Source organism: Candidatus Corynebacterium faecigallinarum (assembly GCF_052264515.1).
Lineage (GTDB): Bacteria > Actinomycetota > Actinomycetes > Mycobacteriales > Mycobacteriaceae > Corynebacterium > Corynebacterium faecigallinarum.
The window spans coordinates 1-11,835 of record NZ_JBQQOC010000041.1; the positions used below are offsets into that span (position 1 = coordinate 1).

8 protein-coding genes, 3 tRNA genes and 1 pseudogene are annotated in these 11,835 nt (G+C 64.3%); 1 reads left to right on the forward strand and 11 read right to left on the reverse strand.

Translation table 11 applies throughout. The features are described 5' to 3' along the window. The 6 genes from ACTXPP_RS13380 to gyrA form a co-directional block, all read right to left on the reverse strand. A partial coding sequence (locus tag ACTXPP_RS13380; protein ID WP_443342582.1) for an acyltransferase family protein occupies positions 1 to 558 on the reverse strand: 558 nt, incomplete at its 3' end. Between the two features lie 228 nt (positions 559 to 786). Continuing rightward, a tRNA-Ala gene (locus tag ACTXPP_RS13385) sits at positions 787 to 859 on the reverse strand. A gap of 1,355 nt (positions 860 to 2,214) precedes the next feature. Next, positions 2,215 to 2,287: transfer RNA gene (locus ACTXPP_RS13390), tRNA-Ala, on the reverse strand. 24 nt (positions 2,288 to 2,311) lie between these two features. Further along, positions 2,312 to 2,388, reverse strand: a tRNA-Ile gene (locus tag ACTXPP_RS13395). 59 nt (positions 2,389 to 2,447) lie between these two features. Continuing rightward, on the reverse strand, positions 2,448 to 2,933 hold the full coding sequence (locus tag ACTXPP_RS13400; protein ID WP_441578824.1) for a DUF3566 domain-containing protein: 486 nt from the start codon (positions 2,931 to 2,933) through the stop codon (positions 2,448 to 2,450). Further along, positions 2,930 to 5,431, reverse strand: a complete 2,502-nt coding sequence (gyrA, locus tag ACTXPP_RS13405; RefSeq protein ID WP_301521055.1) for a DNA gyrase subunit A — start codon at positions 5,429 to 5,431, stop codon at positions 2,930 to 2,932. The genes ACTXPP_RS13400 and gyrA overlap by 4 nt, the downstream gene beginning before the upstream one ends. Before the next feature lie 122 nt (positions 5,432 to 5,553). Between gyrA and ACTXPP_RS13410 the strand changes: the two genes are divergently transcribed. Then, positions 5,554 to 6,429, forward strand: coding sequence for a siderophore-interacting protein (locus ACTXPP_RS13410; protein ID WP_443342585.1), 876 nt, complete (start codon positions 5,554 to 5,556; stop codon positions 6,427 to 6,429). A gap of 311 nt (positions 6,430 to 6,740) precedes the next feature. Here the strand turns inward: ACTXPP_RS13410 and ACTXPP_RS13415 are convergent, their stop codons facing one another. From ACTXPP_RS13415 to ACTXPP_RS13435, 5 genes and pseudogenes are all read right to left on the reverse strand, one after another. Beyond that, positions 6,741 to 7,172: a flavin reductase gene (locus ACTXPP_RS13415; protein WP_443342588.1), complete on the reverse strand. Its 432-nt coding sequence runs from the start codon at positions 7,170 to 7,172 to the stop codon at positions 6,741 to 6,743. A gap of 120 nt (positions 7,173 to 7,292) precedes the next feature. Then, positions 7,293 to 7,631 (reverse strand): hypothetical protein, encoded by a 339-nt coding sequence (locus ACTXPP_RS13420; protein ID WP_443342590.1) that lies wholly within the window; start codon positions 7,629 to 7,631, stop codon positions 7,293 to 7,295. A 451-nt stretch (positions 7,632 to 8,082) separates the two neighbouring features. After that, positions 8,083 to 8,673, reverse strand: coding sequence for an isochorismatase family protein (locus ACTXPP_RS13425; protein ID WP_443342592.1), 591 nt, complete (start codon positions 8,671 to 8,673; stop codon positions 8,083 to 8,085). Between the two features lie 65 nt (positions 8,674 to 8,738). Beyond that, positions 8,739 to 10,068, reverse strand: a pseudogene (locus ACTXPP_RS13430) (isochorismate synthase). 67 nt (positions 10,069 to 10,135) lie between these two features. Next, complete coding sequence (locus ACTXPP_RS13435) at positions 10,136 to 10,939, reverse strand: SDR family oxidoreductase (protein ID WP_443342593.1); 804 nt, start codon at positions 10,937 to 10,939, stop codon at positions 10,136 to 10,138. Positions 10,940 to 11,835 lie beyond the last annotated feature (896 nt).

The following is an 11,835-nucleotide window of genomic DNA, read 5'->3' on the forward strand; positions in this document are numbered from 1 at the left end:
AGTTAGCCCCAGTTTGTGTATCGTTGGCAAACTTCCGGCCCACTGCAGCAACCTCATTCCGTACAGCTTTCCCACCACGAAGAAAGGGAGGAATGTCAGCGTTCGCGCGATCGACAGTTCATAGTCAACCACGGTGATCAGGCCTGCGAGCACCGCGATCACAACGGATGACACCAGCATGGTCTTGGGGAATCGCTCGATAACTGGCAGAAGGAGGAACCACCACACCATGGCGAGCAGGAACCAGGTGATCCAGTACGGTTCATACACGTCGGCGTCCGGCGGCTCATCGAAGTATGCCACCCAGTAGCGGTACACCGGTTGCGCGGTGACCACGAGAACGAGGAATACAAGAACTCGGTCCAGCAGCTTGTTCGATTTAGCGGTGATTCCAGCCAGGAAAACGAATGCCGGCATGTGGAACGAGTATATGGCCGTCATCAGTGCACGACTGATTTCATCGTCCCGGCCCACAATCCGTTGAAGGAAGTGGCCCAGGACTACCAGGAATATGAGTATTCCTTTAGCCTTATCTAGGCTGTCGTCACGAACTTTCATTGCGGGAGATTTTACACCAGCCAAGGGCGGCAGGGCGATTACTCGAGAATAACGCTCTCTTCGCTCCTGCCCGACCGACTACGTCATGAAGCAGGCGCGCACATACCGTGCCAGCACCAAGGCATGACTCCAGCGATGACGAAGCAGTGATCTCGACTCGCTGGAGCATTGCCCAGGATGCGGAGAAGGGCACCTCCCATAACCTCGGAAGGTGCCCTTCATCTGCTGTGGAGCTATGGGGAATCGAACCCCAGACCTTTGCATTGCGAACGCAACGCTCTACCAACTGAGCTATAGCCCCGTGCAACAGGGAATATCGTACACCCGCCCCCGGTCCGGTCACCAAACCGGATGCGGGGCGTGTCCTCCAGCTCCCGGCCTTCACCACGGCACCTCGGCGGATTCCTCACGGACCCTACCTAGACCCCACCCAGGCTCCGTCCAGACTCCCAGGGATGACCACGTCGGTGAAAGTTGTCCACATGTCCGTGCCCTGTGTGTACAGCGGTCGCCGAGCGCGGTGTAGTTATCCACAGCGTCGTGCGGTGTCCACACGTCCGGCGCAGAGCGCCACAGGGGCCGGCGGTGGTTATCCACACGCTTCGGTAGGACGCACCGGCCCGGACGTGCGGGAGCCCCGCCCCACCATGTGGTGGGACGGGGCCCGGAGGTGTACTCACATCCCCGTGGGGATGGGAGTCTTACTACTCGCCGGTAAGGCTGCCGCCAATGGCGTTAACGAGGCCGTCGATGGCGGCCCACAGGGTGTAGACAACGTCGGTGAGGAAGGTAGAGATGGTGTCGATCATGATGAGCACCCTTTCGTTAGGTATGTGATGAGCCAGGACGTTCTGCCCTGCTGACAGGAATGAATCTACGGCTGATCATTCTGGTCCGCAATATAGAAAATCTGCTGTCCCCCCAGCCCTACCCCCGGTGGCATCTTTTGCGCAGGTAAACAGTGGCAACAGATGTGCGTTACATATAACGGCACGGGTAGAAGCACATGCGCAGGCCTTCCCCCACAGCAAGTGAGCCACCACACACGAACGCCCTGAAAAGATTCCAGAGGCTGTAACACCCGGACATAGAACCACGATTGTGCACCCTCGGAGGAAATACATGGACATAAAAGAAAAGCGCGCACCGTGTAACGGTGCGCGCCTTCTCTCCGAAAGGAGGGTCCCCATCGACCCTCGACACAGATCCCCTCGCCTGAGGAACTGCGCCTGAAAGATAACGTATCATTCATTTCACTAAGGCAACAGGCTTCACAATTACATCCCCCCCACCTTGGTGGCACCAAGGGTGCAGCAACGAGAACGGGCGCACACCGTCAACAGTGTGCGCCCGAATCCGAAAGGTCGTCCCCATGATGGGACGAGGTCACGAGGGCCATCGCCAGATACCTCCGTGAACCACTTTCATTATGGCCCGAAGCAGCGCCCGGAGGCACATCACGCGCCGAGTGGGGGTACAGACATCCCCCTGACTGCCCTTACGCCGCGTGTGCCGTCACGCCGGCACCGACACGGGACACGACGCTCCCGCAGCCGACACGGCTCACTATGCTGCCAGATCGGCCGGCTGCCCCACCAACGAGTGAAGGGCACCTCCCGTGACCGGGAAGTGCCCTCTATCTCGTGTTCACCATTGTGGAGCTGAGGGGAATCGAACCCCTGACCTTCTGCTTGCAAAGCAGATGCTCTACCAATTGAGCTACAGCCCCGAACATGTACGGGGTAGGTCGTACTGGTGGGCCTAGGAGGACTTGAACCTCCGACCTCTTCGTTATCAGCGAAGCGCTCTAACCGCCTGAGCTATAGGCCCGTCGAACAGATGGAAACTCTACCCAGTCGGTTCATTTCACACAAACCGGCTGGTCAACTCTACTTTTTGGACTGATTGCCGGACTGTTCCCCAGCCGTCGCAGCAGTGTCCGAGTCCTTACCGGAGCCAGCCGCCGCAGCGGTGCTCGGTGCGGCAGCCGAAGCGGCGGCAGGAGCGGCTCCGGAGGCTGCACCACCCACCACGGCGGCAGCGGCAGCGTTCTCGTCCTCCACACGGACCTTCAGGCCGCCCACAAGCCCCGCAGAGGCGTTGTAGAGCACCGCCAGCACCGGGGACATCAGAGCCACCACAACGACCTCCAGTAGGCCGAGACCGGCCGCCACAGTGAAGTACATCCCGGTACTCACCGCGTCGGCACCCAACAGGTCAGCCAGGAGGTTGTTCATCCGGTCCCAGATGCCACCGATCCCCATAAGGATGTAGACCAGTGCCGCGGCGACCATCCAGGCCACCCACAGGCACACGCTCAACACCGCGCCCAGCTTCAGGGCGCTGGCCGGAGAGATCTCCGTGACCGTCCTCATTCATCAGCCTTCTGGGCGACAACCTCTTCGCCCTCGTCCTCGACATTGCGGTCGATGGCCAGCAGCTCCACACCCTTGGCCAGGTCCACCAGGCGCACGCCCATGGTCGCCCGCGAGGAATTACGGATCTGCTTCACCGGGGTACGGATCACACCGCCGGCCGAGGTGATCGCGAAGACCTCCTCGTCCTGACCCACCGTGACCGCACCGATCAGCTTGCCGCGCTTCGGGTCGTACTTGAAGGTCATCACACCGAGGGTGCCACGACCCTTCACCGGGTACTCCTCCACCGGGGTGCGCTTGCCGTAGCCACCGGAGGTCGCCACCAGCAGGCAGGAGTCGTCGTCGGCCACGGTGAGCGCCAGCAGCTGGTCATCGCCCTTGAACCGCATACCCTTCACACCCGCGGTCGCACGACCCATCGGACGCAGCGTGTCATCGTCGGCGGTGAACCGCAGCGCCTGACCCTCCTCGGAGACCAGCAGCAGATCGTCCTCACCGGTACACAGGCGGGCACCGATGAGCTTGTCGCCCTCGTTGAGGTTGATGGCGATCAGGCCGCCGGAACGGGCCGTGTCGTAGTCGGTGAGACGCGACTTCTTGATCCGGCCCTGCTGGGTCGCCAGCACCAGGTACGGGGCGTCCTCGAAGGACTGGATCTGGATGACCTGCGCGATCTGCTCACCCGGCTGGAACTCCAGCAGGTTCGCCACGTGCTGGCCACGGGCGGTGCGGGTGGCCTCCGGCAACTCATAGGCCTTCAGGCGGTACACCCGGCCGAAGTTCGTGAAGAACATGATGATGTCGTGGGTGGAACACACGAAGAAGTGCCGGACGATATCGTCCTGCTTCAACTCCGCACCGCGCACACCCTTGCCGCCACGACGCTGCGAACGGTAGGAATCCACCTTCGTGCGCTTGGCGTAGCCGGTGGAGGTGATCGTGACGACCACGTTCTCCCGGGCGATGAGGTCCTCCTCGGACACGTCACCGGTGGCACCGACGATCTCGGTCCGGCGCTCATCGCCGAACTTCTCGACGATCTCCGCGAGCTCGTCGCGCACGATCGTACGCTGACGCTCGGGGGACGCCAGGATGTCCTTCAGGTCGGCGATGGTCTCCTCGATCTCCGCCAACTCGTCGATGATCTTCTGACGCTCCAGGGCGGCCAGACGACGCAGCTGCATCGCCAGGATGGCGTCGGCCTGCACATCGTCGATGTCCAGCAGGTCGCGCAGCCCCTCGCGGGCGATGTCCACGGTCTGCGAGCGGCGGATCAGGGCGATGACCTCGTCCAGGGCGTCCAGCGCCTTGACCAGACCACGCAGGATGTGGGCGCGCTTCTCCGCCTCGTCCAACCGGTACTGGGTACGCCGCACGATGACCTCGACCTGGTGCTTGACGTACAGCACCAGCATCTGGTCCAGGCGCAGGGTACGCGGCACACCGTCGACGATGGAGAGCATGTTCGCACCGAAGCTGGTCTGCAGCTGCGAGTGCTTGTAGAGGTTGTTCAGCACCACGCGCGGCACGGCGTCCCGCTTAAGGGTGACCACGATGCGCATACCGACACGGTCGGAGGACTCGTCGTCGATCTTCGAGATGCCGGCGATCTTGCCGTCGCGGACCTGCTCGGCGATGGAGGTCACCAGGTTGTCCGGGTTGACCTGGTAGGGCAGCTCGGTGATGACGATGATCTGCCGGTTGCCCTCCTCCTCGATGTCGGCCTTGCCGCGCATCCGGATCGACCCGCGACCGGTGGTGTAGGCGTCCTTGATGCCCTGGTCACCGACGATGATGCCGTGGGTCGGGAAGTCCGGCCCCTTGACGCACTCCATGCAGGCGTCCAACGCGGTCTGCTCGTCAGCGTCCGGGTTCTCCAGCAGCCAGAAGATCGCCTCGGCCAACTCATTGAGGTTGTGCGGCGGGATGTTCGTCGCCATGCCGACGGCGATACCGCCGGACCCGTTCATCAGCAGGTTCGGCACGCGCGACGGCAGGACGGCCGGCTCGCTGGTCTTGCCGTCGTAGTTCGGCACAAAGTCCACGGTGTTCTCGCGGATGTCGCGGACCATCTCCAGCGCCAGCGGGGTCATGCGGCACTCGGTGTAACGCATGGCGGCGGCGCCGTCGTTACCGCGGGAACCGAAGTTGCCCTGGCCATCGACCAGCGGATAGCGCATCGACCACGGCTGGGCCATGCGCACCAGGGTGTCGTAGATGGCGGAGTCGCCGTGCGGGTGGAAATGACCCATCGTGTCGGCGACCGGACGCGCGGACTTCACGTAGCTGCGGTCCGGACGGTAGCCGGAGTCGAACATGGCGTACAGGACGCGTCGGTGGACCGGCTTCATGCCGTCCCGCACCTCGGGGAGCGCACGTCCCACGATGACGCTCATGGCGTAGTCGATGTAGCTGTTCCGCATCTCCTCATTGAGGTCAATGGGGGTGATGCGGTCGAACAGCGTCTCGCCGCCGCCGGTGTTGTCGTCGCTCACTTCGTTCGCGTTCCCTTCTAGAAGACTAGGTGGTAGACCCGGCCATCTTACCACCTCATGGGCTAATTCCGGGGCAGGTGCGTAGGATGGTCGCGACACCAACGAGATAGGAGAGCCTTTCCATGGCTGATAAGCCCGATACGTCCCGCCGCTCACGTCCCGCCCGCCCCGCCCACTCCGGGACCGTCACCGCGACCTCGTGGATCTCCCCCGACATGATCCGTGTGACCCTGGCCGTGGACGAATCCGCCGGCTTCTCCTACGAGGGCCTGACCGAGACCGACCACTACGTGAAGCTGTTGTTCCCGCCGGAGGAGGCGTCCTACTCCTGGCCCTTCGACCCCGCTGCTGTGCGCGAGGAACTGCCACGTGACCAGTGGCCGGTGACCCGGACGTACACGCTGCGCTCCTGGGACGAGGCCGCCGGGACCGTGGACATCGACTTCGTCGCGCACGGCGACACCGGACTGGCCGGGCCGTGGGCCGCGGCAGCATCAGCCGGGGATCAGATCGGGTTCATGGGGCCGGGTGGGGCGTGGCACCCCGACGGTGACGTGGTCTACGTCGGTGACGAGGCCGCCGCTCCCGCCATCTTTGCCGGGATCGAGGCCATGCCGGAGGATGCGACGGCGGTGGCATACGTGGAGATCGAGAATGCTGACTCTCGGCTGGCTGCGCCCTCCCACCCCGGGCTGACGCTGCACTGGGTCGAGCGCGACGGAGCCACCCACGGCACCGAGCTGGTGCGTGCGGTGACCGAGGCATCACTGCCCGCGGAGGGGACGCGGTGGTTCATCCACGGTGTGGCGGAGATGATCCGTGACCTGCGGCGTTTCCTGTTCGTGGAGAACGGTGTGCCGAAGTCTGATGTGTCGATCTCCGGGTACTGGCGCCTGGGCATGGTCGAGGACGAGTGGCAGGCCTCGAAGCGGGAGTTCAACGAGGAGATCGAGGCTGCGGAAGCCGCTGCCGCTGAGGCCGCGGGGAACTACAACTAGGCGGCGGGGAGGCCGCCGGGAACGAGGTCCACTAGGCGGCCGGGGCCGGGCGGCCGGGCAGTCCTGGCCTCCTGGCGAGTAGCCTGCAATGCCATGATCCCCTGACCAGGTACTTTATCCCGGTCCACGCGCTCCGTGGGCCCACTCCCCCGCAGATGTCGGAAAGGTGGGATCAATCGATGGTTTTCGGGCTGAATGCCAGCGATTGATCCCACCTTTCCGACAGGGAGCCAGGCATGGGGTCGGCATGGAGCCTGGGTTAGGGGTGTGGACGTGGGGTGTCCAGGTCTACTCCCCGGGGACTCGCTGAATCAGGCGGCGGTGTAGAGGAACTCGCGCTGCTCGGGGGCAATGTCGCCCACGGTGCGGCCCAGCACGTGAAGCAGGGCCACGGCATGCTCGCCGGCGTCGAACTCCTGGTAGAGCGTGGTGGACAGATGAACAGATGCCCCGTCCACCAGGGCGCTGCCATCGCGGTCGGCGGTCAGCGAGTGGTGGATGTTCGCCACGCCGATGGTCTGCAGCGGGTTGAGCACCGAGATACCCAGTCGCGGGGCGGTGCGCAGCTCATGCCAGGCCGGATCGTCGGTCGGGATGCGCACGGAGACGAGGCCGGGGGCGAGACCTTCGTCGAAGTAGGAATCGATCACCACGCACATCATGCGGCCCCGGACCTCCGCGGCCAGGACGGCCAGCGGAAGTCGGGTCGGCGCGGATGATGGTGCCGTGAGTGTCGTAGTCATGTCGACTAGTAGACCACTCTGTCTGCCAAAGCGCAAGTACCGATCTGTCTACTATTGATGTATTCGCAGGTGAGACGGTGAAAATATCCTAGACCAAGCTGTCTGTTTACGGGGCTCCGGCTACGTCCTCAACGGTGCCCAGCGACCGTTCTCGGTCTCGGTCAGTCCGTCGAGACTGATGAGTTCCTCGGTGTTCGCAAGGTTCGACACCAGCCCGGTGAACGATGCAGTGACCGTGAGATCGACCCGGTCGATACCGAGTCCATCGAGATCCCCGGACATGCTGATCCGCAGCTCCACCTGGGGTAGACCGGCACCCCCTACTCCGCCATCTCCGCTACCTCCCGCGGCTTCTGCGATGCCCAGGACCTGCACGGACAGCGTCCCCATCCGGTGGTGGACGCCCGCGTAGTACACCGAGGGTTCGGGGACTGGTGCCGTCGGTATAGCACTCAACATCCGTCAACGACAGGGAGACCAGGTCACGCCACGTGCGGCCCGTGAAGGGGATCCACTCGACACTGACGGCGACGTCCTCCTCCCATTCCTCCTCGTCGTCGCTGCATTCGACATATTCGCACTCGACGTCGACCGCAAAGGCCACGGCCGGAGAGAGGCCCGTGAGGGGATTCTCGAACGCGTAGAGGTAACAGGCAGCGTCGGTGGGACGGATATCGTCGGAGCGGAGATCGGTGTCCATGTCACGATTCCAGGGAATTCACCGGCGAAGATGCGGTGGGTGTGACTGGGTGTGACAGCGAGGTCACTGCCGGAGCGACTGGGGCATTCCGATGGTTTCACGTGAAACATCTGCGGCTGAGTCCCCCACTTCTGCCCTCCCCCACCTGTCGAGCACCTCATCCAGTCCAGCGACTGCACCGCAGCGGCGGGCCACCCATTCCACTCCGGCCTAGTGCTCGTCCACGGTGAAGTCGGCGACAGCGTCCGCCACGACCACCGAGCGAATGTCGGTCATGAAGGCCTCCAGGGCAGTGGCCTTGATCCCGATGTTGGCGTACACCCCGGTGATCACCAGCGTGTCCCTGTCCGACTCGGCAAGCCGATGGTGCAGGTCCGTGCGCTGGAAGGCACTGTACCGCCACTTGCACATCCGCTCCGAGTCCGCGATCTCACCGGCCTCGCCGAGCTCCGGGATGAGCCCGGTCGCCGAGGTCCGCGGACCGGTGCCCCAGAAATCCGTGAGCAACGCGCGCTCCACCGGGTCCTGGTCACCGGGCTGAGCGCTGAAGACCACCGGGACGCCAGCCGCACGGGCCGTCGCCACGAGCTTCTGGATACCCCGGATCACCGAACTCATCGGCTCGGCATCCCGCTGGTACTTGTCCACGAAGTGGTCCTGCATGTCGTGGACCAACAGCACGCTGCGCGCGGGGTCGGCCGGCCAGTCCACCCCACCGACGGACCGGATGCGCTCCGGCAATGCGTCCGGAACCTCGTAGGCGATCCCGGTGGGGATGTCGGTCACGTGCTGAGCAGTCATCATGTCTCCTTGGTTGGTGAGATTGCTTTCGGAGTGGGTGGTGTCTGACGTATCGGGCATTCAGCTCACCGGGCCGCCTCCGGTAGCAGATTGGCGATACTCCCGTCACCGCCGGCCCAGTCGACCCGGCCATCACTGCCGTCGGTGACATTGGTGACGTCGGTGCCGACGCTGCTGACAGCGCGACGGTGACCCGTAGCGTCCTGCTCCACCCCGAGAGCGCGCAGGACGGTACGCATCTTGTTGAGCGTCTCATCCGCCTCCGACGACGGATCGGAATCGCTGATGATCCCGGCCCCGGCGAAGAGTTCCACGGACTGCGGCGTGATCTCCGCGCACCGGATGGTCACCGCCGTCTCGCCATCACCCTGACGGTCCTGCCACCCGACGAGCCCCGCAAAGTACCGACGCGGTTTCTCGACGTCGGCGATCAACTGTCGAGCGCGGTCCGTGGGTGTGCCGCAGACCGCCGGGGTGGGGTGCAGCAGCTCGGAGAGTTCGAAGGCACCCGGCACCGTGCCATCACGTCCGGGGTTCAGGATCCCGCGGATCCGCGTTCCCAGATGCAACATCGTCTCTGTCTCGAAAATCTCCGGGCCATCCGGAACAATGACCTCGGAACACAGAGCGGAGCAGCCGGGCGACATTGTTGACCACGTAGAGGTGCTCCTGCTGGTCCTTCGCCGAGGAGAGCAACCGCTGCCTGGTCCTCGCGTCCTGCACGGGATCGCCGGTCCGCGGTGCGGACCCCGCCAACGGGGTGGACTCCACCTCCCTGCCGGTGCGGCGCAACAGCAACTCCGGGCTGCGTCCGACCAGAGCTCCGCCGTGGCCCAGCGGGATGGTGAAGCCGAAACCTGCTCCGTTACCGGCATCGAGACCTTCCCGAAGCCGTGCGGCGACGGTGGTCGGGGTGTCAGTGGGATCCCCGACCTGGGTCGAAGCCGGGGTCTCCCCTGCCGTGAATGGCAGACGCAACTGGCGGCCCAGAACAACCTTCCGCAGAGCATCAGCGGCCGGGGTGTCCTGCTCGGTGCGCATCACCTCCACCGCTGCGGCGACCCGGGATTCGAAGATCTCCCGCGGCGGACGCTCCTCGGGTTGGCCGAACTGGGGTGCAGCGGTGGAGGCAATGGCAGCGGTGGCGGTGACGCCGGCGGAATCGTCCTGCACACCGGCGACGAGCACTGCCGGTGCGTCCGGAGCGTCCGACACGAAGGGTGCTGCGATGAGCGCGACCTCGGCAGCGGAATGCCGTTCGAAGCAGCGGTCCGCCGCAGCGCCCAGCTGCACGGGGTGAACCTCATACGCCGGACCGTGGACCTGCCAGCGGGCTGCTGCGCTGGAAAAGAATGCGGGTTCAGCCGGGGAGAACTGGATATCAGAGATGGTCATGGAGAGGTGACCTTTCTTCTCGACAGTGAGGGGTGACGAATCACGATCTGTGTGACACACGCGAGGATCATGGGCCCAGGCTGGCACCTCCGTCGACGAAGATCTCCTGCAGCGTCACGTGCCGGGCCCGTTCCGAAAGGAGGAAGGACACCACCTCGGCCACATCCTGTGGCTCAGCGATGCGTCCCAGCGGGATACCTATGCGGTGCGCCGCAGGATCACCGGACAGCACCGCACGGCGGCCGCCCTCCGGGTCATCGCCCCACATCCCCCGCTGCATCGACGTGTCCGTGGAACCCGGGCACACCACATTGGCGCGAATGCCCCGCTCGGCCAGCTCCAGCCCCGCGATCCTGGTGAGCTGTGTCGCCGCAGCCTTCGACGAGCCGTAGGCAGCCATGCCGGAACGCGGAACCCGCGCCGCATTGGACGTCACGGTTACCACCGAACCGCCCTCCGCCATCCGTCGTGCAGCCTCACGCAAGAGCAGGAAGGTGCCGGTGGCGTTGACCCGGTGGATCCGCTCGAACTGTTCCAGGGTCGTCTCCGCCAGGGAGACCAGGTCGAAAATTCCGGCTACATGAGCGATCCCGGTGATTGGACCGGACGCCTCGGCCGCAGCGTACAGTGCGGCGACATCCGATTCGACGCTCAGATCGCCTTCCCAGCACCGGACAGTGGCCGACCGGGCCTCCTGCCAGTGGTCCGGCCAGTCGCTGCCGGGAAGGTCGACGGCAAGGACGGTGGCCGGATCGGCGTCACCGGGTTCGGTGTGGAGACCGGGGGCACCAGTACCAGCCAGCTCATTGGCCAAGGCGTCGACGACGGAGCGCCCTATCCCGCCGGCCGCGCCGGTCACGATGATGGTCATTACGCACTCCCCTCCCCCGCGTCGGATACGGCCAATTGCATCTGCCACATATCAGCCATGGTCAGCAGAACCCAGCGATCGCCATGGCTCATGAGTTCGCACCGGCATCCGTCACCGGGACGCACAACCCCGGTTGTGCATCCGGGGCTCCGGAAATGGTGGGGTTCGGGGCGGTGAGGGTTGTCAGCGTCCGGTGGGCCATGGCCGTGGGTCGTCCTTTGCGTTCTGGTGGAAGGCAACTCCCCGATCCAGCGGGCCGTGCCACCGGGGTTGCCCATCATCCCTGCGTTCGTGAGGAACACCGGGTGGGATTCGGGATGGCGACAGGGACACAGACACCAAACGGAGATCTATAAGGTCAGTCTGTCCTGAACAATGGAGAACCTACGCGATTAGCGGCCATCTCGTCAACGACGACTCTGCGTCCGAACGAGTATCGGGCAGGTGTGGGGCAGGTGGCGAATGCGTCGCCGTGGGCGAGGTCCCGGATACTGCCGTAGCCCGTGCGTGTGCCATTACACCACGTCGTGCTCAACGTATACCGAGACTTCTCCTGGCCCCCTTGTGACCATCACTTATAGTGCGCACAGCGTGATGTGAACCCGGAAGACGGCTCTCACCCCGTGAACTCCCCATCCACGTCGACCACCGTCTCCAAAACCACAGGTCACGGTACAACCACTGAGGTCAACGTCCGGACGCCCGATCCTGAGGAGCTGCTTAAGTGCTACCTTTATGCCACGAGGCTGGGCACCGAGAACTTCCGGTCCCAGAACGCCGCGGATGGCGCTCCCTCTCGTCATTACAGGTGGCGGGACAGGGCATCCAACGAGGCGGTGATGAGACAAAGGTCACCTTTCTGTGGCGGATGCCGGGGGCGAGGAACACACCGAGGG

Coding starts and splice junctions, on each gene's coding strand:
- ACTXPP_RS13420 (WP_443342590.1), bottom strand. CDS start 7,631: ATGTTGAGTGCTATACCGACGGCACCAGTCCCCGAACCCTCGGTGTAC.
- ACTXPP_RS13400 (WP_441578824.1), bottom strand. CDS start 2,933: ATGAGGACGGTCACGGAGATCTCTCCGGCCAGCGCCCTGAAGCTGGGC.
- ACTXPP_RS13415 (WP_443342588.1), bottom strand. CDS start 7,172: ATGACTACGACACTCACGGCACCATCATCCGCGCCGACCCGACTTCCG.
- ACTXPP_RS13425 (WP_443342592.1), bottom strand. CDS start 8,673: ATGACTGCTCAGCACGTGACCGACATCCCCACCGGGATCGCCTACGAG.
- ACTXPP_RS13435 (WP_443342593.1), bottom strand. CDS start 10,939: ATGACCATCATCGTGACCGGCGCGGCCGGCGGGATAGGGCGCTCCGTC.
- ACTXPP_RS13410 (WP_443342585.1), top strand. CDS start 5,554: ATGGCTGATAAGCCCGATACGTCCCGCCGCTCACGTCCCGCCCGCCCC.